The sequence below is a fragment of the Massilia sp. Root133 genome (genome assembly GCF_001426525.1).
Taxonomy (GTDB): domain Bacteria; phylum Pseudomonadota; class Gammaproteobacteria; order Burkholderiales; family Burkholderiaceae_D; genus Telluria; species Telluria orientalis.
In genome coordinates this window covers 277302-299659 of record NZ_LMEW01000031.1, presented here as the reverse complement: position 1 = coordinate 299659, position 22358 = coordinate 277302, and the positions used below count along the sequence as shown (strand labels likewise).

The following is a 22358-nucleotide window of genomic DNA, read 5'->3' as shown; positions in this document are numbered from 1 at the left end:
TCGGCAGCGACGGCGGCCCGCGGGCCGCCGTTATCGTTTACACGAACGCCAGATCGTGCAGCTGGATCGTATCGTCGATCCAATCCTCGCAGTGGCCGAAGCGATAGCCCAGTGCCTGCGCGCGCGCCGTGTCGAGCACCATCGCCCCCGGCACGTCGAACGGCGACAGGCGCCCCATCTCCGCCGGCGGCACGCGCTGGCGCATGCGTACCGGCGTGTCGAGCACGGCGCCGACCCGCTGGTACAGGCTTTTTGCCGACAGCGCGCCGTCGCAGGCCGCATTCACCGGCCCCGTGAAATCCTGCATCCCGACCCACACGAGGAAGTCGGCCGCGCCCTGCAACGGCATGAAGGACAGCACGGCGTCCGGGTTCGAGTATTCCAGCACCCCGTTCATGCGCGCCAGTTCCACGTAGTGCGCGAGGCGGCCGGTGAAGTCTTCCGGCCCGCCCAGCACGTGCGCCAGGCGCGGCGTCACGAGGGGCAGCGCGCCGTCGCGCACGAGATAGGCCTCCGCCTGCACCTTGCCCGCGACATAGCACTCGGTCGCGCGGCACGGGTCGTGCCAAGGATAGCCGGTGTCGATCCGCTGCGCCTCCACGGCCAGGTCGCTCTCGCGCAGCGGGTCGGCATGGCCGTAGCCGAGGGCGCGGTAGGCGTCGATCGTGGACGCCATCACGTAGCGCCCCACCTTGCCCGCGAACGTGCGCACGGCGATGGCCGCGTCCAGCGGGTTGTAGCACATCTGGTCGTACACGATGTCGAACGGGCCGCGATGGGTGAACGCGTTGCGCATCGCGGTCTCGTTGCGGCGGTCGACGCGCACGCGCGCGATGCGGTCGCCGAACGGGTCGGGCGCATAGCCGCGCGTCGCGATGGTGACGCGATGGCCGGCGCGCAGCAGCCGCTGCACGAGCAGCTTGCCGATATAACGGGTACCGCCGATCACCAGGACATTCTTGGGCATGAAGTTTTCCTTAGTCTGTGGGCGAGGCTCGTAGCACTGTTTTGGTGAATCCGTTATATTCTGTAACTAGAACGGCAATTGTTCAAACGAGAAAAATAAATCTTATGAATAAGAAAAACTTACGCTCGGGGATGGCGTGAAACCGCTGCGCAGCCTCTCCGGGCTGATCGATTTCGATTGCGCCGCGCGCTGGGGCAGCTTCAAGCTGGCCGCGCGCGAGCTGCACAAGACGCCCGCTGCCGTCAGCCTGCAGGTCAAGCAGCTGGAAGAAGCCATCGGTTTTCCGCTGTTCGTGCGGCATCCGCGCCACATCGCGCTGACGGCCAAGGGGCAGGAACTGGCGATCGTCGTCGCGCGCATGCTGGCGGACCTGCGCGGGAAAGTGGCGGCGTTGCAGCGGGGCGACGAGGAAGCGGTGCTGCGCATCTCGACGACCCACTCGTTCGCGATCAAGTGGCTCGTGCCGCGCATGTCGCGCTTCACCAAGCTGCATCCGGAGCTGGACCTGCGCATCGACTCGAACGACACCCCGGTCGACATCGAGGACGATGCCGTCGACGTGGCGATCCGCTACGGCCCCGTGCGCGACGACGACCCCGCGCTGCTGTTCCGCGAACGGCTCGTGCCCGTGTACAGCCCGGATCTGCTGGCGGAGGGCCAGGACGCCCTGCAGCTGTCGGACCTGACCCGGTTCCCGCTGCTGTGCGAACGCACGCCGGAAACGTGGCTGCAGCTCCTCAACGAGAACCGCGCGCTGAAAGGCGATTACGATTTTGCGCGCACGTACAGCCACTGGGGCGTGCTGGCGCAGGCGGCCGTCGCGGGCCAGGGGATCGGCCTCGTGCCGTACGGAATCGCGTTCGAGGACATCCGTGCGGGGACACTCCTTCAGCTCGCGTGCAGGAGCGCGCCGTTCGGGTACGGGTACCGCCTGCTCGTCAATCCGCACAAGGAAGCGATGACGAAGGTCCAGCATTTCCGCGACTGGATCGTCGCCGAAATGGAGGCCATGAAGGCGACGATCGCCTGATTATCTACGTGCCTTCTCGCGGCCCACGACGTACAACAGCACACAGATCGCCGCATACGGCAGGATCGACAGCAGGTCCGCGCCGGCGCCCGCGAAGAACGGATTCGCGGCCTCGGCCCACTTGTTCATCGCATCGTCGAAGCCCGTCATCACGCCGGCCGTGATGGCGATGATGATGCCCGCCAGCGCGCCGCCCGCGATGTAGCCGGAGGCCAGCAAGGTGCCCGAGCTGCGGTCGCCCGCGGCCTGCAATTCTTCCTCGTTCAGGCCCTGGTACTGCGGCAGCCCGCTGTTGCGGCGGTCGACCATCCAGCGGATGATGCCGCCGATCGCGATCGGCAGTGTGGACACGAGCGGCAGGTACACGCCCACCGTGAACGCAAGCGACGCGACGCCCGACATCTCCAGCACGACCGCGACCATCACGCCGAACAGCACGAGGGTCCACGGCAGCTGGTGATCGAGGATGCCCTTGATGATGTAGGACATCAGCACGGCCTTCGGCGCATCGAATTTCTTGACCTCGGTGCCGTCCGGCCGCGTGTGGTACTGGCCGTTGATGCCCGGGTCGACGAGCCAGGCGAGCGAGCCGTCGGCGCGCACGAGGTATTTGCCGGCGGGGCCGCCGACCGTGTCCGTCTTTTGCCAGACTTTATACGTGGCGTGATCGGATGCGGCCTGCGGGCCTTGCAGCTGCGCGGACTCCGTCAGCTTCGATGCGTCCGTCCTGATGTGCGGCGCCACCTGCGCGGCTGGCACGTACACGGTGCCCGCGTCGTTCAGCTTCAACAGGATCGGGCCGAGGATCAGCGCGGACGCGAGCGCGCCCGCGAGGATCGCGTACTGCTGCAGTTTCGGCGTCGAGCCGACGAGGAAGCCCGTCTTGAGGTCTTGCGACGTCGTGCCCGCGTTGCTGGCGGCGATGCAGACGATGGCGCCGACCGACAGCGCCGTCACGTAGTAGCGGCCGCCCGTCCAGCCCATCACGAGGAAGATCAGGCACGTGAACAGCAGGGTCGCCACGGCCATGCCGGAAATCGGATTCGACGACGAGCCCACCTCGCCCGTCAGGCGCGAGGACACGGTCGAGAACAGGAAGCCGAACACGAGGATCAGCAGCGCGCCCAGCACGTTCATGTGGAGCGGCGTCGCGAACGTGATCACGGCGATGATGCCCAGGCAGCCGATGACGACCCATTTCAGCGGCATGTCCTGCTCGGTGCGCAGCGACGTATCCACGTTCGAGGCTTTACCGATGCCGGCCAGGCCGCCTTTCAGGCCGTTCCAGATCGTGGGCAGCGAGCGCACGAGCGAAATGAGACCGCCGGCCGCCACGGCGCCCGCGCCGATGTACAGCACGTAGGCGCTGCGCACGTCGTCCGGGCTCATGTCGCGGATCAGCATCGTGCCCGGCGCCACCGGCACCGTCAGGGAATCACCGAAAAACTTGATCATCGGGATCAGGAGCAGGTAGGACAGCACGCCGCCGCCCGCCATGATCATCGCGATGCGCGGGCCGATGATGTAGCCGACGCCCAGCAGCTCCGGCGAGATCTCGGCGCCTGCCGAACCGGATTTCAGCGGTGCGTCGAAGATGAAGTTGACGGTGTCCTTCCACAGCTTCAGGGAGATATTGAGAACCTTGTACAGCAGGCCGAGACCGAAGCCGCCGAAGATAATGAAGGCACGCCGGCGGGCATCCCTGGCTTCGTCGGAATCCGCGTCGCGCACTTCGCCGGCGGCCGCGCGCGACGTTTCCGTGGCCGCGGCCTTCAGCACTTCGGCGCACGCGGTGCCTTCCGGGTACTTCAGTTCGCGGTGCTGGTCGACGATCATCGTGCGCCGCATCGGGATCATCATGAGGATGCCCAGCAGGCCGCCCAGTACGCCCACGAGCATCACGCGCGAGATCTCCAGGTCGAAGCCGAGGATCATGATCGCGGGCATGGTGCAGCCGAGGCCGAACGCGAGCGATTCGCCGGCCGAACCGGCCGTCTGCGTGATGCTGTTTTCGAGGATCGTCGATTCGCGTCCGCCCATCTTCTTCGCGAGCCCGAACAGCGTGATCGCGATGACGGCCACGGGAATCGATGCGCTGACGGTCAACCCCACCTTCAGCACGAGGTACAGCGACGATGCGCCGAAGACCATGCCGAGCACGGTGCCCATGATCAGGGCGCGCCAGGTCAGTTCGGGGAGGTCCGCCGACGCCGGGATATACGGTTTGACCGCGGGCGGATGGGGATCGTAGGGCATCGGAGGGATTTCCTTCAGGCGTGGGTAGAGTCAAACAGGACTGCCGGGATCGCCACGCAGCCCTTGAAAGCGTGACTATCTCACATGCCGTAGGTTAAGAAAAGCGGATTATAATTTCTTAAACCGCCCGTGTTTACGGCCTCAACGGGGTTTTACGACCCCCATCAAGAGAGTTCAGTTTTGGCAACTATCCCCCGCCGCCAGCGCGGCTTCCTGCTCCCCATCCTGGCCGTCGCGGCCGCCCTCGTCGTCCTGTTCATTGCCGGCGTCGCCGGCTACGTGGTGTTCCGTGTGCTGCCCAACGTGCCGGCGCTGGATGCCGTCACCGACTACCGGCCCAAGATCCCGCTCCGGATCTATACGGCAGACAACGTCCTGATCGGCGAGTTCGGCGAAGAGCACCGCGATTTCGTCCCGATCAATAAAATCCCGGACCTGATGAAGAAATCGCTGCTCGCCATCGAGGACGCCCGCTTCTACGAGCACGGCGCCATCGACTGGAAGCGCGCGATGGGCGCGGTCGGGTCCAACCTGCGCGGCGGCTTCGGTTCCGGCGGCGCGTCGACGATCACGATGCAGGTCGCGCGTAACTTCTTCCTGTCGCGCGAAAAGCGTTTGACGCGCAAGATCAACGAGATCGCGCTCGCGTACAAGATCGAGACCGCCCTGTCGAAGGACGAGATCCTCGAACTGTACATGAACCAGATCTACCTGGGCCAGCGCGCCTACGGTTTCTCCAGCGCCGCGCGCATCTATTTCAACAAGACGCTGGACCAGTTGTCGGTCGCCGAGATGGCCATGCTGGCGGGCCTGCCGCAGAACCCGGCGCGCCACAATCCGGTCGCGAATCCGAAGCGGGCGCGCGAGCGCCAGCACGCCGTGCTGGGCCGCATGCGCGCACTGAACTACATCACCGAGGCGCAATACGAGAAGGCCATGGCCGAGCCGCTGCGCGTCAACCAGCGCGGCGTGCAGGAATTCGGCACGCACGCGGAATACGTGGCCGAACTGGCGCGCCAGGCCGTCTACAGCCAGTTCAAGGAAGACGCGTACACGAAGGGCATCAAGGTCTACACGACGATCCTGAAGCCCGAGCAGGACGCCGCCTACGCCTCCGTGCGCCGCAACGTGCTCACGTACGACCAGCGCCACGGCTGGCGCGGTCCGGAAGACCGCATGGAACTGCCGTCCGACCCGGTCGAGCGCGAAGACGCGATCGGCGACGCGCTGGGCAAGCGCCCGACCAGCGATGGGCTGATCCCGGCCGTCGTGCTCTCGGCGACGGGAAAGACGGTACGCGTGGAGACGGCCGACGGCGACACGGTGGACCTCACCGGCGCCGGCCTGAAATTCGCGCAGGCCGGCCTGTCGTCCAGCGCCAGGGAAAAGATGAAGCTGACGCCGGGCGCGATCATCCGCGTCGCGAAGGATGCGAAAGGCAACTGGAGCGTCGCGCAGGTGCCGCAGGTGGCCGCGGCCTTCGTCGCCATCGATGCCGATACGGGCGCCTACCACGCGCTCGTCGGCGGCTTCGACTACAACTTCCAGAAGTTCAACCACGTGACGCAGGCGTACCGCCAGCCCGGCTCCGGCATGAAGCCGTTCATCTACTCGGCCGCCGTCGACAAGGGTTATTCGCCGGGCACGCTCATCCTCGACGCGCCGCTCGACATGCCGGGCGAGGATGCCGGCAAGACGTGGTCGCCGCAGAATGACGACGGCAAGTGGGACGGTCCGATCACGATGCGCCGCGCCCTGGCCGAATCGAAGAACGTCCCGTCCGTGCGGCTGCTGCGCGCCGTCGGCGTGCCGTATGCGCACGAATTCATCGCCAGGTTCGGCTTCGACCTCACGCGCCAGCCGTCGAACTACACGCTGGCGCTGGGCACCGGCGCGGCGACGCCACTACAGATGGCCGGCGCATACGCCGTCTTCGCGAACGGCGGCTACCGCGTGCAGCCCTACCTGATCGCCCGCATCGAGGATGCCGACGGCAAGATCATCCAGGAGACGAAGGCGCCCGCCGAACACACCGACGAACAGCGCGTGCTCGATCCGCGCAACGCCTTCATCACCGACAGCATGCTGCGCGACGTGACCCGCTACGGCACGGGCGCCGAAGCGACCAAGGCGCTGGGCCGCACTGACATCGCCGGCAAGACCGGTACGACGAGCGATGCCGTGGACGGCTGGTTCTCGGGCTATGGCGGCAACGTCGTCGCGGTCGCGTGGATGGGCTACGACGATCCGAAATCGCTGGGCGGCCGTGAATTCGGCGCCACCGTCGCGCTGCCGATCTGGATCGACTACATGCGCGTGGCGCTGGCCAAGCGCCCGCAGCAGGAAGAGCGCCTGGCGCCGGAAGGCGTCGTGCGCGAGAACGACGACTGGGTGTATGCCGAGTTCGCGGAAACGCCGACCCTCGGTGGCATCGACCTCGACCAGGCGCCCGATCCGAACGCCGTGCAGCCGGTGGACGGCATGGTCCCGCCGGGCCAGCCTGGCCAGCCGGTGCAGCCGGTGCGGCCGGTGCCGCAACAACAGCAGCCGTCGAATACGCTGTTCTGACCCGCTGGTCACTCGACGAACGGGCCGCCGCGTGCGGCCCGTTTTCATTGGCAGGCCAGCAATCGCATTGCAACAAATGGAAGAGATCGTACGTCCAGTCCTACATGTCTGTACGAACTCATCCTATTTCGAACGCAAAAGTGTGCCCCCATGATGGCGTCACTTTTACAAAAGGAGTCAATATGAAAAAGTACCAAGCCCTTCTGATCGGCGGCCTGATGGCCATGTCCCTGGCCGCATGCAGCTCGACCGGCACCAGCGGCAGCGACAGCAGCAGCGCCAGCGGCAGCTCCTCGTCGGGCGCGATGTCGACCAGCTCGGGTTCGAGCTCGACCGGCACGTCGGAATCCGGCACCATGGGCACCGCGACCAACGCCACCAGCACGACGCCGACCGGCATCTCCGCCGGCGGTACCGGCAACTCGAACGCCACCGGCCAGGGTACCAACCCGGCACCGGCCCAGACCACCGGCAACCAGTAACCGTCTTCGTCGTCCGGCCCCCCCGGGCCGGACGACTCCGGCCAACCAGGCCGGACGACTCCCGCCTGGTTGGCACGAGGGCGGCCCGCACGTTGTTCGACTATAATGGACGCTCGTCCTGACGAACCCGAACAGCACCGCGTCAATGCCCTTCGACCTCACCAAACACCTTCCCAAGCCCGGAACCCGTTTCGCCCTGCCCCAGCTGCATGGCTCGGCCGATGCCTATGCGCTCGCCGTCGCCGCCCTCGCGCTCAAAGCCAGGAAGCAGATGCTGACCGTGATCGTCGCGAATGCCAGCGACGGCCAGCGCCTGCTCGATGAAATTCCCTGGTTCGCGGAAGGCAAGCTGTCCTGCCACCTGCTGCCGGACTGGGAGACGCTCCCGTACGAAGCGTTCTCGCCGCACCAGGACCTCGTGTCCGAACGCCTCGCCACGCTGCACGAAGTCCGCAACGGCCAGTGCGACGTGCTCGTCGTGCCCGCTACGACGGCCCTCGTGCGCCTCGCGCCGCCGTCGTTCCTGGCCGCCTACACGTTCTTCTTCCGCCAGGGCGAAAGCCTGGACGAAGCGAAGCTGAAAGCGCAGCTGACCCTGGCCGGCTACACGCACGTCACGCAGGTGATGTCGCCGGGCGAATACTCGGTGCGCGGCGGCCTGATCGATCTGTTCCCGATGGGTTCCGCGCTGCCGTACCGCCTGGACCTGTTCGGCGACGAGATCGAGACGATCCGCACGTTCGACGCCGACACCCAGCGCTCGCTGTACCCCGTGAAGGAAGTGCGCCTGCTGCCGGGGCGCGAATTCCCGATGGACGAGGCGTCGCGCACGGCCTTCCGCGGCCGCTGGCGCGAACGCTTCGAAGGCGATCCGTCGCGGTCGACGATCTACAAGGACATCGGCAACGGCATCGCCTCGGCCGGCATCGAATACTACCTGCCGCTGTTCTTCGACGGGACGGCCACGCTGTTCGACTACCTGCCGGACGAAGCGAGCCTCGCCCTCGTCGGCGACATCGAATCGGCTATCCAGCGCTTCTGGCTCGATACCGAATCGCGCTACAAATTCCTCAAGAGCGACCGCGACCGCCCGATCCTGGAACCAAAGGAGATCTTCCTCGGTGCCGAGGATTTCTTCGTGCAGGCCAAGCCGCACGGCCGCTGGGCGATCGCGCGCGACGCGAACGCGGGCGCGTCCGAATTGTCCGCGCCGGTGCCCGACATCGCCGTCAACCGCCGCCTCGACGATCCGCTCGCGAACCTGCGCTCGTACCTGATGCAGGCCACCGGCAAGCGCGTGATGATCTGCGCCGAATCGGCCGGCCGGCGCGAGACCCTGCAGCAGTACTTCAACGAGTACAAGCTGGATCTCGCATTGATCGAAGGCTTCGACGGCCTGCGCGCGACGGCGGCGAAGGTCGTGCTGGGCGTCGCGCCGCTGCAGGCGGGCTTCGAGCTGATGGAAGAAGGCGCCGGCCATCTCGTGTTCATCACGGAGACGGAGCTGTACGCGGGCACCGGCCGCCGCGCGGGCAAGAAGAAGCAGGAAGCGGGCTCGCAGGTCGAGTCGATGGTGCGCGACCTGTCGGAGCTGAAGATCGGCGATCCCGTCGTGCACATCAATCACGGCATCGGCCGCTACCTGGGCCTCGTCAGCATGGACCTGGGCGAAGGCGAGACGGAATTCCTGCACCTGGAATACGCGAAAGAGTCGAAGCTCTACGTGCCGGTGTCGCAGCTGCACGTGATCTCGCGCTACTCGGGCGCCGCGCCGGACGACGCGCCGCTGCACACGCTCGGCTCCGGCCAGTGGGACAAGGCGAAGAGAAAAGCCGCGGAACAGGTGCGCGACACGGCGGCCGAGCTGCTGAACCTCTACGCCCGCCGCGCCGCGCGCCAGGGCCATTCGTTCGAATACTCGACCACCGACTACGAAAACTTCGCGCAAAGCTTCGGCTTCGACGAAACGCCGGACCAGCGCGCCGCCATCGCCGCGGTCATCCAGGACATGACGTCGGGCCGGCCGATGGACCGCCTCGTGTGCGGCGACGTCGGCTTCGGCAAGACCGAGGTGGCCCTGCGCGCCGCGTTCATCGCCGTCATGGGCGGCAAGCAGGTCGCGATCCTCGCGCCGACCACGCTGCTCGCGGAGCAGCACGCGCAGACGTTCTCCGACCGCTTCGCCGACTGGCCCGTGCGCATCGCGGAACTGTCGCGCTTCCGCACCGGCAAGGAGATCAACAACGCGATCAAGGGCATGGCCGACGGCACCGTCGACATCGTGATCGGCACGCACAAGCTGCTGTCGCCGGACGTGAAGTTCACGCGCCTCGGTCTCGTCATCATCGACGAGGAACACCGCTTCGGCGTGCGCCAGAAGGAAGCGCTGAAGGCCCTGCGCGCCGAAGTCGACGTGCTCACGCTGACCGCGACGCCGATTCCCCGCACGCTGGGCATGGCGCTGGAAGGCCTGCGCGACTTTTCCGTCATCGCGACGGCGCCCCAGAAGCGCCTCGCGATCAAGACATTCGTACGCAGCGAGGACGGCTCCGTCATCCGCGAGGCCTGCCTGCGCGAGCTGAAACGGGGCGGCCAGATCTACTTCCTGCACAACGAAGTCGAGACGATCGAGAACCGCCTCGCGATGCTGCGCGAGCTGCTGCCAGAAGCGCGCATCGCCGTCGCGCACGGCCAGATGCACGAGCGCGACCTGGAAAAGGTGATGCGCGATTTCGTCGCCCAGCGCTACAACATCCTGCTGTGCACGACGATCATCGAGACCGGCATCGACGTGCCGACCGCGAACACGATCATCATGCACCGCGCCGACAAGTTCGGCCTCGCCCAGCTGCACCAGCTGCGCGGACGCGTCGGCCGCTCGCACCATCAGGCCTATGCCTACCTGCTCGTGAACGACGTGCTCGGACTGTCCAAGCAGGCGCAGCGCCGCCTGGACGCGATCCAGCAGATGGAAGAACTGGGCAGCGGCTTCTATCTCGCCATGCACGACCTGGAAATCCGCGGCGCCGGCGAAGTGCTGGGCGAGAACCAGTCGGGCGAGATGCTGGAAATCGGCTTCCAGCTGTACTCCGACATGCTGAACGAAGCGGTGAAGGCGCTGAAGGCCGGCCGCGAACCGGACATGAGCGCGCCGCTGTCGTCGACGACGGAGATCAACCTGCACGTGCCCGCCCTGCTCCCGGCGGATTTTTGCGGCGACGTGCACGAGCGCCTGTCGATTTATAAACGCCTCGCGAACTGCGAGGAGCAGGGCCGCATCGACGACATGCAGGAAGAACTCATCGACCGCTTCGGCAAGCTGCCCGATGCCGTGAAGGCGCTGATCGAGACGCACCGCCTGCGCATCGCGGCGAAGTCGGTCGGCATCGTCAAGATCGACGCGCATGCGGATGCCGCCAGCCTGCAGTTCATGGAAAAGCCGCCCATCGACCCGATCAGGATCATCACGCTCATTCAAAAGAACCGCCACGTCAAGCTGGCCGGCCAGGACAAGCTGCGCATCACGGCCAACATGCCGGACCTGGCCGCGCGCGTGAACCAGGTCAAGCAGACCATCAAACAACTCCTCGCTTAAAACAGAACACCGAACCTATCATGTCCAAGAAGCTCGTCCTCCAGGGTCCAGCGGCCGACCAGGCCGCACTCGCACAGATTGCCGCCCTCGCCCGTCCCGCACGCACCACCGAAGTTCACGCGCACGCGCTCCGTTGCGACGGGTTCGACTTCACGCCGGCACTGAAAGCGCAAGTCGAGACGGCCGCCCACGCCGCCGGCATCGACGCGACGTTCGTCGACGCGGACCTGACCCTGGCCGATTTCAAGCTGGTCGCGATGGACATGGATTCCACCTTGATCACCATCGAGTGCATCGACGAGATCGCGGACATGCAGGGCCTCAAGCCGCAGGTCTCCGCGATCACGGAAGCCGCGATGCGCGGCGAACTGGATTTCTCGGAAAGCCTCACGCGCCGCGTCGCGCTGCTGGAAGGGTTGCCGGTCGACGCGCTCGAGCGCGTGTACGAAGAACGCCTGCGCATCTCGCTGGGCGGCGAAGCGATGCTGCAGGCCGTGCAGGCCGCGGGCCTGAAGACGCTGCTCGTCTCGGGCGGCTTTACCTTCTTCACCGAACGCCTCAAGACGCGCCTGGGCCTCGACTACACCCATGCGAACGTGCTGGAAGCGGCCGGCGGCGTGCTGACCGGTAAAGTTGTCGGCGGCATCGTCGACGCGGAGGAAAAGAAGCGCACCGTCGAACGCGTGTGCGCCGAGCTGGGCATCGCCACGAGACAGGCCATTGTCATGGGCGACGGCGCCAACGACCTCAAGATGATGGGCGTATCCGGCCTGTCCGTTGCCTTCCGCGCCAAGCCCGTGGTGCGCGCGCAGGCCGACGTGGCGCTGAATGTCACGGGCCTCGACGGCCTGCTTGCCGTCCTCGCCTGACGCCTCTCCTGATCTGGCGCAAGGGCTATGCGGTGTGCATGTGTAGATTGATGGGGTCCGCTCGTCGATCACGGAGCCCGCGATGCCGTCACGCCGCACATTTCTCCACGCCTTGCCGGCACTGGCCGGCTGCCTGACGCTGCCGGCCGTCCGCGCCCAGTCCTCCAGCGCCTGGTGCGCCACGTGGGGCACGGCGCCGGCCGGCCCGCCGCCGTCCGCCAGCCTGCAGACGTTCAGCAACCAGACGCTGCGCCTGATCGTCCACACGAGCATCCCCGGCAACCGCGTGCGCGTGCGGCTGTCGAATGAAATGGGCAGCGGGCCTCTGCGCATCGGCGCCGCCCACATCGGCGTGCGCTCCGGCGGCGCCAGCCTCGTCGCAGGCAGCGGGCGCGACCTGACGTTCGGCGGATCGTCGGGCGCCACCGTCGCACCGGGCGATCCGCTGGTCTCCGACCCCATCGACTTCGCCGTGCCCGCGCTGGCCGACCTGGCCGTCAGCCTCTGGCTGCCAGGCAGCACGCAGGCGACGTCGATCCACGATCTCGCGCTCCAGACGAACTACGTGTCCGTCGCCGGCAATTACGCGGGCGCGAACACCCTGCCCGTGCAGCGCACGCTGGCCTCGTGGCCGTTCCTGACCGCAGTCGACGTGACGAGTGCCGCCGGCACGCCGTCCGCCATCGTGGCCCTGGGCGATTCGCTGACGGATGGCGTGCGCAGCACGAGCAACGCCAACCGCCGCTGGACCGACTACCTGGCGCGCCGCCTGCGCACCGAGACCCTGCCCGGCAGCGCGCCCATCGCCGTCGTCAACCGGGGCATCAGCGCGAATTCGCTGCTGACGGACTATCCGACGGCGCTGCTGTCCGGCCGCGACGCGCTGGAACGTTTCGACCGCGACGTGCTGGCCACGGCCGGCGCGCGCTGGCTGTTCGTCCTCATCGGCATCAACGACATTCTCTATAGCTCTGCGTCAAGTCCCGTCCCCGCGGAATCCCTGCAAGCGGGCTGGCTGCAACTGATCGCCCGGGCGCGCACGCGCGGCATGCAGGTCATCGGCACGACCTTGCCGCCGTACGAAGGCCATGCGTATTTCACGACGGCGCGCGATGCCGTGCGCCAGCGCGCCAACGCGTTGATCCGGACGTCCGGCGCCTGGGATGCCGTGGCGGACTTCGACGCCGTGCTGCGCGATCCGGGCCGTCCCACGCGGCTGCTGCCGGCCTACGACGGCGGCGATCACCTGCATCCGAACGATCTCGGCTACGAAGCCATGGCGAAAGCGATACCGTTGGGCTGGTTCGGTGTATAGTTTGCTTGTGGCAACAATTCAGGTGAATATCATGGCCATCTCTTCCCTCTCATCGACGCCCACCCCGACGCCAAACACGTCCGTGACGACGAAACCGCCCGAGCCCGCGACGCAGGATCCGGCGACCCGCGTGACCTTGTCGAACCTGTCCGAACAAGCGAGCATCGTCGCGACCCTGGGCAACCGCGACAGCGGCGTCCAGACGTATGACGCGACGGGCCTGCTGAACGCGGTCGCGCAGGCCGGCATGGCGCAGGCGGACACGGCCGCGCCGGCGCCGACCGATCCGGCCGCATCCGTGGACACGTCCGCAGCGTCCGGCACGTCCGTGGCGGCCGCCGTGCCGGGCGATTGGGGCACGATCCTGAAATCGAATCCCGCACTAACGAGCGTCGCGGTCGAAGACGCCGTCGCGCAGGGCATCGTCAACACGATCAATGTCTACGTGTGACCGCTACATGGACGGCGCGTAATGCATGTAAAGCGGGGTAAAACCGCCCCGCTTGCCCAACAGGTTTGCCGACCCGTGACGTTATAAGGCTCGGCGCTCGACGCAACGACGCGATCGGCGCCTCTTGTCAACTCACGGGAGAATCAGCATGACCGTATCCGCAATCTCGACCACCTCGGTGTCCCCACAGCCCGCCTCCCGCGGCGGCGCGATGAAATCGCTCGTCGACGGCATCAACAGCGGCGACCTCGCGAGCGCCAAGGCGGCGTTCGACACGCTCCAGAAAAACCGCCAGGGCGCGACCGATGCGTCGGGGACCACGAACCAGCGCGACCAAGCCATCGCCGCCATCGGCAAGGCCCTCGACAGCGGCGACGCCGATGCGGCCAAACAGGCGCTCGCGAAGCTGCGCGACGACCGCAAGGAAGCCAGCGGCGGAACGCAGGGAGCGCAGCACCACCGGAGCCACCGGACGCAAGCCGGCGGCGCAGAATCGCTGACCTACAGCGCGTCCGCAACGACCGCGCCCACCGCCCCGCCGGGCGCCACCATCGACGTATCGGCCTGACCGTCGACCCTGGCCCGGCGTGCCGCCGGGCCTGTCCCGCGCTAACAAATCAGCAACTTTGTGACATTCCGCGTATATGCATATTCGGAATTCTCATGCTCGCAAGCGGCCCCTTGTGTGGCCGACAATGCTGGCATCCTCCCCAGAATAGCCGTAATTCGTCTATCACAACAAGCAAGATTGCCCTTCATGCATCAATTTCACAACAGTATAGACAGGTGACGATTGTGAATACGGCTGGGCGCTCGTTACACTGAGTCACGCCTGGCCGGCATCCACCCGGTGCGGTTGGGCGTTCTCACAACAACAACCATCGACGAGAGAATAAGGATGACCCAACTCCGCGCCGTACCCGTTTTCACCCGCACTTTGCTCGCTTCCTCGCTGTTCCTGGCCTTCTCTCCCGCCTGGTCCCAAGAGACCCCCGCCGATCCTCCCCCCGCCACTGCGCCGCAGGCACAGCCGCCCGCCGACAAGGGCATGGCGTCCGTCGTGGTGCTGGGCTCGCGCTCGACCGCGCGCACGGCTCTGGATTCGGCCGCGCCGGTCGGCCTGATCGGCGCCAAGGACATGGCGATGGCCGGTCCGGTGGAACTGGGCAAGCTGTTGCAGACGCTCGACCCGTCCTTCAACTTCTCGACCACGTTCATCAGCGACGGCACCGACATCATCCGCCCCGCCACCTTGCGCTCGCTGGGCCCCGACCAGCTGCTCGTGCTCGTGAACGGCAAGCGCCGCCACCAGCAGGCGCTCGTCAACGTGCAGCAGACGATCGGCCGCGGCTCGGCCGGTACGGACATCAACGCGATCCCGATGTCGGCGATCCAGCGCATCGAGGTGCTGCGCGACGGCGCCGCCGCGCAGTACGGTTCCGACGCGATCGCCGGCGTGATCAACATCGTGCTGAAGAACCAGACCAACGAAACGCAGCTGTCCGGCACCGTCGGCGGCACGACCGAGGGCGGCGGCGAGCTGCGCCAGGGCAGCGTCAACAAGGGCTGGACGATCGGCGACGGCGGCTACATCAACCTGACGGCCGAGGCCCGCCACCGCGGCGAAACCAACCGCGCCGGCGTGGACTCCCTCCGGGTCGACCCGCCGCGCGTCACGCAGCGCATCGGCGACAGCCTCGCGAAAGACAAGTACTTCTGGTGGAACTCGGCCGTTCCCGTGTCGAGCGCAGGCGAGTTCTATACCTTCGGCGGCGTATCGCACCGCACGGGCGATTCGGCCGGCTTCTTCCGCTCCGCGGGCGACGGCCGCAACGTGCCTGCCGTCTACCCGAACGGCTTCCTGCCGAACATCCGCACCACCGTCAAGGATGCGTCGCTGGCCGTCGGCTACCGCCGCGACCTCGCGAACGACTGGAAGGTCGACGTCTCGCTCAACCACGGCCGCAGCGAACTGGATTTCCACGAAAAGAGCACGATCAACGTCAGCTACTGGTTCGAGCCGAAACCGGGCGGCGGCATCTATGCGGAGTCCCCGCTGGAAGCCGATACCGGCAAGCTGAAATTCAAGCAGACGACGTTCAATGCCGACCTGCGCGGCCCGCTGGACGTCCTGGGCAGGAAGATCAACTTCGCGACGGGCTTCGAATGGCGCCGCGACGGTTATGCGATCGACGCCGGCGACCCGGTCTCTTACCAGTACGGCCGCACCAACAATCCGGCCATCGTGATCAAGGACCAGACGGGCGGCGCGGCCGCGTCGGGCACGCAGGGCTTCCCCGGCTACACGCCCGCTACCGCCGTCGACGATGCACGCCACAACATCGCGCTGTACGCCGACGCTGAATACAACATCACGCCGCAGCTGCTGGTCGGCGCCGCCGCGCGCTGGGAAAAATACTCGGACTTCGGCAGCACGACGACCGGCAAGCTGTCGCTGCGCTACGACCCGAGCCGCCAGGTGGGTTTCCGCGGCACGTTGTCGACCGGCTTCCGCGCACCGAGCGTGCAGCAGAAATTCTACAGCTCCGTGTCGACGAACCTGAACAGCGCCGGCGTGCTGACCGAGACGCTGACGGCGCGCGAAGGCAGCGCCGTCACCAAGGCCTTCGGCATTCCGAACCTGAAGGAAGAAACGTCGAAGAACGGCAGCGTGGGCATCATCCTGCGTCCGGCCTCGAACTTCTCGGTGACCGCCGACCTGTGGCGCATCGACATCGACAACCGCATCGTGTTCTCGTCGAACATCGCGCCGGAATCGGGTGCGTGCGCGACGGCCGCCGCCTGCCCGATCAAGGCCATCCTCGATCCGCTCAAGGTCGGCCAGGCGCAGTTCTTCACGAACGCGATCGATACCGAAACGAAGGGCCTGGACATCGTCGCCGAGCACACGACCCGCTGGCCGGCCACGACGCTCGTGCTGTCCGCGCAGCTGGACTTCAACCGCACGTCGGTGACGGGCCGCCATTCGGATTCGCCGGTGCTGACGGGCGCCCAGCTGTTCGACGACTCGCAGGTGACCCTGATCGAACGCGGCCAGCCGCGCCAGCACCACGTGCTGGCGGCCGACCTGACGCACGGCCAGTGGAACGGCAACGTACGCGCCAACTGGTACGGCGAAGTGCAGGGCCAGGGCTTCACCGCCCCGTTCGTGCAGACCTGGGACGGCAAGTGGATCGTGGACGCCACCGTGCGCTACAACTTCTCGAAGTCGACCAGCCTGACCGTCGGTTCGAACAACATCTTCAACACGTTCCCGACCAAGTGGGACCCGGTCAAGGCGGCGCCGTTCCCGCAGCTGGGCTTCACCTACTGCTGGGAGACCTGCCCGTTCGGCATCAACGGCCGTTCTTGGTCTGCCCGCCTGGACGTGGCGCTGTAAGCGCGGGAATCACCGAGGGACGTGGGCGCGCGTCGTCTCCCGACAGGCGCAGCGCCCAGCGGATCGCCTCCGTGTACATGCGCGCCACGTCGGGATCGTCGAAGGCTTCCTTCGCGTGCCCGATCGTGGACGCGAACACCCGTCCCTTGCCGTACTGCTTGATCCAGGCGACGGGGATGTCGCGGTCGGGCGGCAGCTGCTCCGGGATGCGCGTCATGTCCAGCCGCTCGCCGTCCATGCTGAGCAGGACTTCCGCATCGGCGCGCGAGAAATTCCGCACGACGTACAGCTCGTCCTGCCGGATCCAGCGCGCCGGCAGGAACGACGTCATCGGGGTGTCGCGGTTCTCGGTCCGCAGCGGGAACGGGAACAGCGGCCACGCGTGATTGTTGAAGGGGTGGGACACGAACGCCCCGCCCACCATGTCCACGTATTCCTTCCAGCCGTGGTTCGCGTCGACGCCGCCGTGGATCGCGACGAGTCCCCCGCCCGCGCGCACGAAGTCGAGCAGCGCGGCCTTCTGGGAAGCGTCCAGCCCCCAATCGCCGGTCGCGCTGACGACGACGATCGCATCGAAGTCGCGCAGGCCCACGGGCTGGAAGCCGGCCGTCATCGGCTGGCCGCCGCGCCCGTTGACGAGGCTGAATTCCGTGCGCATGTCGGTGTCCCACAGATGCGTCGCGCGGCCCCAGTTGTAGACGGCGGCCATCCCGGCCGGAATCGAATCGTGATGCCAGCCGCGCGCCCCGCCCAGTACCAGCACGTGCTTGGGCGAAGGCGAACGCATGCCGGGCGGCACCGGGGACGCCGGCGCCGCGCCCGGCGGCGGGGGCGTGACGGCGATGGGGCCCGCGTTGGCGGGCGGTCCGGCCCAGGTGCCGTGCGATCCGGTTTGCGCGGCTGCGCCGCCCATCGTTGCGGCCAGGACGAGCGCGGCCAGCGCACCGGCGCGCATCATCAGTACGGCCCGCGGATGAAGTCGCGCACGTGGGCGCGGTACACGCCGGCGAGTTTCTCGTGCAGGTCCGCCGGCAGCGGCTGCACTGCCGCCGCGTCCACGTTGGCCCGCACCTGCTCCGGGCGGCTCGCGCCGGGAATCACCACCGACACCTGCGGGTGGTCGAGGATCCAGCGCAGCGCCATCTGCGCCATCGTCATCCCGGCCGGCACCAGCGCCGCCACCTGCTCGGTGGCCGCGATGCCGCGCTCCAGTTCCAGTCCGGCGAACGTCTCGCCCACGTTGAACATCGCGCCGTCGCGGTTGAAATTGCGGTGGTCGTCGTCGCGGAACGTCGTCGCCCGCGTGATCTTCCCGCCCAGCAGGCCGCTCGCGAGCGGCAGGCGCACGATGATGCCGACCTTCTTGTCCGCCGCGCGCGGGAACAGTTCCTCGGCCGGCTTCTGGCGGAAGATGTTGAAGATCACCTGCAGCGACGTCAGGCCGTCCTGTGCCAGGCAGATGAGGCCTTCCTCGACCGACTCCACGCTGGCGCCCCAGCGCTTGATCAAGCCCTCCTGTTGCAGCTCGCGCAGCCAGTCGAACACGTGGCCCTGGCGCATCACCTCCGTCGGCACGCAATGCAGCTGCGTGAGGTCCAGCGCGTCCACCCGCAGGCGCTCGAGCGAACGCTGCGTCGCTTCGCGCAGCGACGCGCGCGTGTAGCCGTCCGGGTAAATACCCGCGCGGCCCAGTTTCGTCGCCACGACGATATCCGCATCCTTGCGGCCGGCGAGGAAGCGGCCGATCGAGCGCTCGCTGGCGCCGTCGCCGTAGACATCGGCCGTGTCGATGAAGCGCACGCCCGCGTCGATGGCCGTCTGCAAGGTCTGCTGCGCGATGTCGTCGTTCCAGTCGTTGCTCCAGCCGCCGCCCAGCTGCCAGCAGCCCAGGCCGATTTCCGGTATCGTCAGGCCGTCGGGGCCCAGTTGTCGTCGCTGCATCGTCTTCCCTCGTTAGTCGTTGTGTGGGTGCGCTACTGTACCCGATCCAGCGGCAGCGCCATCAGGATCTCGTCGTAAAAAACGCCGTCGACCCGCAAGGTGCGCGGCTCGCGGCCATAGGGGACGAACCCGAGCGACTCGTACAGGGCGAGCGCGCGCGGGTTCCGGGCATTTACCGCCAGGTGGATCTGCAGCACACCCTGCGCCCGCGCATGCGCGCACGCGGCGGCCAGCAAGCGCCGCGCGAGGCCGCCGCGCCGATGCGCCGGATGCACGTAGACACCCCACAGCATCGCCCTGTGCGCCACCTGCGCCAGCGGTTCGCGCCGCACGCCGGCGATCGCGACGAGTTCGTCGCCCGCAAACGCGCCGAACACGGCCTGGAATACCGTCGGCGCGATGCGCGCGCGGACCTCGGCCGGCGTGCGTCCCGCCTCTTCGTCGCGCGTGGGCCAGATCGCGAGCGGCGACTCGACGGTCGCCTGGACGCGCAATTGCTGGAACGCGGCCCAGTCGTCTTCCTGCAGCAGCCGGATCCGTTCAGTCATAGCGGCACCGGCGGTTCGGCATCGGCGGGACGGCGGCGCGCGGCCAGGCTCGCGCTGGTCGCGGCGCCGATCGACGACGCGACGATGAGCCCGATCGCGAGCCACTGCGACACGTCGAGGTGCTCGCCCAGCAGCACGAGGCCCATCAGCGCGCCGATGGCCGGCTCCGCGCTGAGCAGGGTGCTGAACGTGTTGGCCGGCAGGCGGCGCAGCGCGACCATCTCGAGCGAATAGGGGATCGCGCTGGACAGCACGGCGACGGCCAAGCCGAGCAGCAGCACGGACGGGGCCAAGAGCGCCGCGCCCGCGTGCGCAATGCCGACCGGCGCGGCGATCAGCGCGCCGAGCAGCGTGCCCCAGCTCGACGCGGCCGCGCCGTAGGCGTCGCTGGCGCGCTTGCCCGCCAGGATGTACACGGCCCAGCAGGCGCCCGCGACGAGCGCGAACGCGATGCCGCGCCAGTCCACCGCCGGCGCATCGCCGCCCAGCGGCAGCAGCAGCGCGAGGCCCACGCACGCGAGCGCGATCCAGGCGAAGTCCAGGCGCCGGCGCGACGTCGCCACGGCCACGACGAGCGGCCCCGTGAACTCGACGGCGATCGCGATCCCCAGCGGTACATACGCCAGCGCCGAATAAAAGCTCAGGTTCATGGCGCCCAGCGACAGGCCGTATTGCAGCAGCGCGCGTCCATCACCCCGCACGCCGATGCGCCACGGCCGGAACACGATCGCGAGGATCACGGCGGCGAAGGTCAGCCGCATCGCGGTGGCGCCGGCCGCGCCGACGACGGGGAACAGGTGCTTCGCGAGCGAGGCGCCCGTCGTCAGCGAGACGAGGGACAACAGCAGGGCTGCGTAGGGAACAACGGACGGACGCGTGGAAGAGGACATCGAAAAGCGGCGTGTAGCGAAACCTGCAACGATATCATCAATCCGGCCCCCTCCGCGGGCGCTACGATGGGACTGGCCCGGTAACGCTCTTTTTCCGGATCATGAACATCTGTAACAGCCTGTAAAACAACAGGCACGCGCCAACGGATTCTTTATAGTTGGCAGGTGAGGAGAACCGCCATGATCAAGCTCGCTATTATCGTTTCCTGCGCCGCCGCCCTGACCGGTTGCGCCACGTATTACCCGGCGCCGGCCAACTACGGCACGCGCGCCTATTCGCAACCCGATGCCAACGGCTGGCAGGTCGTGTCCGTGACGCCGGTGGCGCCGGGGACCGGTGCGGCCGCGGCGGCATCGGGCGACGCCGGCCGCGTGACCTATTCCCCGGCCCCGGCGACCGTCGTGACCCAGCCGGTGTACGTCGCGCCGCCGGTCTACGCGCCCGCGCCGATCTACGCGCCGGCCCCGGTGTATGCCGACCCGCTGTGGTATCCGCCGATCTCGATCGGCCTCGGCTTCAGCTGGAACCACTGGAGCGGCGGCCATCGCGGCGGCTGGGGCCATCGCGGCGGGTGGCGTCACCGCTGACGCCCGCTCCACCGACAAGGCTGCGCTTCGGCGCAGCTTTTTTTTCGCCGGTACCCCTGCTGCCTGACGCTTTCCTTACGCATTTGCATGAATGACGCATGTTGCATCGCGTCACATCAATCGATTGCTGTTGTCTGATTGCCATTCTACAATCGGCTCACGATGGGCCCGGCACTGGTCCGCGGTGCCCGGCGTAAAACGAGAATACGACTACGGAGACGACAATGAATTTCAAGGTAAAGGCATTGCTTGCAGGGGTAGTGTTGGGTTTTTCGATGTCGGGCATGGCGGCGGAGCCGGTCAAGATCGGCGTGTCCGGTCCGTTCACGGGCGGGTCGGCGCCGATGGGCGTGTCGATGCGCGATGGCGTCCGTCTCGCCGCCGCTGAAATCAATGCCAAGGGCGGTGTGCTGGGCCGCAAGATCGAACTGGTCGAACGCGACGACGAAGCGAAGAACGAGCGCGGCGTGCAGGTCGCGCAGGAACTCATCAACAAGGAGCGCGTCGCCGCCACCGTCGGCTACATCAACACGGGCGTCGCCCTCGCCTCGCAGCGCTTCTACCAGCAGGCGAAGATCCCCGTGATGAACAACGTGGCCACCGGCTCCATCGTCACGAAGCAGTTCGCGAACCAGCCGCAAAACTTCATCTTCCGCAACTCCGCGAACGACACCATCCAGTCCGCGATGATCGTCGAGGAAGCGATCACGCGCCGCGGCTTCAAGAAGCCGGCGATCCTCGCCGACTCCACCAACTACGGCCAGCTGGGCCGCGAAGACCTCGAGAAGGTGCTCGACAAGAAAGGCGTGAAGCCGGTCGTCGTCGAGAAATACAACATCGGCGACGTCGACATGACGGCGCAACTGCTGCGCGCCAAGCAGGCCGGCGCCGACGTCGTCCTCACCTACGGCATCGGCCCCGAGCTGGCGCAGATCGCCAACGGCATGCAGAAGCTGGGCTGGAAAGTGCCCATCGTCGGCAGCTGGACGCTCGCGATGGCCAACTTCATCGACAACGCGGGCAAGAACGGCGACGGCACCCGCATGCCGCAGACCTTCATCCAGAACCCGGACACGCCGAAGCGCAAGGCGTTCATCGACGCCTACATCAAGGCCTACAACCCGCCGGGCGGCCGCATGCCGTCGGCCGTGTCGGCCGCGCAGGGCTACGATTCCGTGTACCTGCTCGCCGCCGCCATCCAGCAGGCCGGCAGCACCGAGGGTCCGAAGATCGCCGCCGCGCTGGAAGACCTCAAGACGCCGGTCGAAGGCGTCGTCACCACCTACAACAAGCCGTACTCGCATACGGACCATGAGGCCATCAACTTCGAGAACACCAAGTTCGGTGAAGTGAAGGATGGGCGAGTGGTGCAGGCCAAGTAACGTAATCCGTCGTTCCCGCGGAAGCGGGAACCCATACTGACGAACCGGATTCCGTATCCCGGACATCCCGCAGTTC

General features: G+C 67.1%; 17 protein-coding genes. 11 read left to right on the top strand and 6 right to left on the bottom strand.

The annotated features are described in order from the left end of the window. Nucleotides 1-37: 37 nt before the first annotated feature. Nucleotides 38-967 carry an NAD-dependent epimerase/dehydratase family protein gene (locus tag ASD28_RS19410; RefSeq protein WP_056131780.1) on the bottom strand — a complete coding sequence of 310 codons (930 nt, stop codon included), beginning with the start codon at nucleotides 965-967 and terminating at the stop codon, nucleotides 38-40. A 136-nt stretch (nucleotides 968-1103) separates the two neighbouring features. On the opposite strand from ASD28_RS19410, the gene ASD28_RS19405 reads away from it, so the two are divergent. Then, entirely contained in the window at nucleotides 1104-1997 is an 894-nt protein-coding gene (locus tag ASD28_RS19405) for a LysR substrate-binding domain-containing protein (protein WP_056131778.1), read from the top strand. On the opposite strand, the gene ASD28_RS19400 is transcribed toward ASD28_RS19405, so the two are convergent. Next, nucleotides 1998-4253 (bottom strand): OPT family oligopeptide transporter, encoded by a 2256-nt coding sequence (locus tag ASD28_RS19400; protein ID WP_056131774.1) that lies wholly within the window; start codon nucleotides 4251-4253, stop codon nucleotides 1998-2000. Between the two features lie 180 nt (nucleotides 4254-4433). Here ASD28_RS19400 and ASD28_RS19395 point away from each other — a divergent pair, with 180 nt between their 5' ends. The 8 genes from ASD28_RS19395 to ASD28_RS19360 all read left to right on the top strand — a co-directional run bounded on the left by ASD28_RS19395 (nucleotide 4434) and on the right by ASD28_RS19360 (nucleotide 16933). After that, nucleotides 4434-6821, top strand: a complete 2388-nt coding sequence (locus ASD28_RS19395) for a penicillin-binding protein 1A (RefSeq protein ID WP_082577279.1) — start codon at nucleotides 4434-4436, stop codon at nucleotides 6819-6821. Nucleotides 6822-7003: 182 nt separating this feature from the next. Further along, nucleotides 7004-7303: a hypothetical protein gene (locus tag ASD28_RS19390; protein WP_056131771.1), complete on the top strand. Its 300-nt coding sequence runs from the start codon at nucleotides 7004-7006 to the stop codon at nucleotides 7301-7303. Nucleotides 7304-7448: 145 nt separating this feature from the next. Beyond that, nucleotides 7449-10898 carry a transcription-repair coupling factor gene (gene mfd / locus ASD28_RS19385; RefSeq protein ID WP_056131768.1) on the top strand — a complete coding sequence of 1150 codons (3450 nt, stop codon included), beginning with the start codon at nucleotides 7449-7451 and terminating at the stop codon, nucleotides 10896-10898. A gap of 20 nt (nucleotides 10899-10918) precedes the next feature. Continuing rightward, nucleotides 10919-11767 carry a phosphoserine phosphatase SerB gene (gene serB, locus ASD28_RS19380; protein ID WP_056131765.1) on the top strand — a complete coding sequence of 283 codons (849 nt, stop codon included), beginning with the start codon at nucleotides 10919-10921 and terminating at the stop codon, nucleotides 11765-11767. 82 nt (nucleotides 11768-11849) lie between these two features. Continuing rightward, nucleotides 11850-13082, top strand: a complete 1233-nt coding sequence (locus tag ASD28_RS19375; protein WP_056131760.1) for an SGNH/GDSL hydrolase family protein — start codon at nucleotides 11850-11852, stop codon at nucleotides 13080-13082. Between the two features lie 31 nt (nucleotides 13083-13113). Then, on the top strand, nucleotides 13114-13533 hold the full coding sequence (locus ASD28_RS19370) for a hypothetical protein (protein ID WP_156650918.1): 420 nt from the start codon (nucleotides 13114-13116) through the stop codon (nucleotides 13531-13533). 148 nt (nucleotides 13534-13681) lie between these two features. After that, complete coding sequence (locus tag ASD28_RS19365; RefSeq protein ID WP_156650917.1) at nucleotides 13682-14101, top strand: hypothetical protein; 420 nt, start codon at nucleotides 13682-13684, stop codon at nucleotides 14099-14101. 330 nt (nucleotides 14102-14431) lie between these two features. Beyond that, the gene (locus tag ASD28_RS19360; protein ID WP_056131753.1) at nucleotides 14432-16933 is read left to right on the top strand and encodes a TonB-dependent siderophore receptor; all 2502 of its coding nucleotides are present in this window, start codon (nucleotides 14432-14434) and stop codon (nucleotides 16931-16933) included. On the opposite strand, the gene ASD28_RS19355 is transcribed toward ASD28_RS19360, so the two are convergent. From ASD28_RS19355 to ASD28_RS19340, 4 genes are read right to left on the bottom strand one after another with little or no spacing between them, the layout of a single operon-like run. Further along, nucleotides 16890-17891 (bottom strand): ThuA domain-containing protein, encoded by a 1002-nt coding sequence (locus tag ASD28_RS19355; protein WP_082579161.1) that lies wholly within the window; start codon nucleotides 17889-17891, stop codon nucleotides 16890-16892. The genes ASD28_RS19360 and ASD28_RS19355 overlap by 44 nt on opposite strands. Beyond that, the gene (locus tag ASD28_RS19350; RefSeq protein ID WP_056131747.1) at nucleotides 17891-18874 is read right to left on the bottom strand and encodes an aldo/keto reductase; all 984 of its coding nucleotides are present in this window, start codon (nucleotides 18872-18874) and stop codon (nucleotides 17891-17893) included. The genes ASD28_RS19355 and ASD28_RS19350 overlap by 1 nt, the downstream gene beginning before the upstream one ends. Nucleotides 18875-18906: 32 nt before the next feature. Continuing rightward, complete coding sequence (locus tag ASD28_RS19345; RefSeq protein WP_056131741.1) at nucleotides 18907-19422, bottom strand: GNAT family N-acetyltransferase; 516 nt, start codon at nucleotides 19420-19422, stop codon at nucleotides 18907-18909. Next, entirely contained in the window at nucleotides 19419-20312 is an 894-nt protein-coding gene (locus ASD28_RS19340) for an EamA family transporter (RefSeq protein ID WP_056131738.1), read from the bottom strand. The genes ASD28_RS19345 and ASD28_RS19340 overlap by 4 nt, the downstream gene beginning before the upstream one ends. 180 nt (nucleotides 20313-20492) lie before the next feature. On the opposite strand from ASD28_RS19340, the gene ASD28_RS19335 reads away from it, so the two are divergent. Beyond that, nucleotides 20493-20900: a hypothetical protein gene (locus tag ASD28_RS19335; RefSeq protein ID WP_056131734.1), complete on the top strand. Its 408-nt coding sequence runs from the start codon at nucleotides 20493-20495 to the stop codon at nucleotides 20898-20900. Between the two features lie 224 nt (nucleotides 20901-21124). Then, entirely contained in the window at nucleotides 21125-22282 is a 1158-nt protein-coding gene (locus ASD28_RS19330; RefSeq protein ID WP_056131731.1) for an ABC transporter substrate-binding protein, read from the top strand. The last annotated feature ends 76 nt before the right edge of the window (nucleotides 22283-22358 follow it).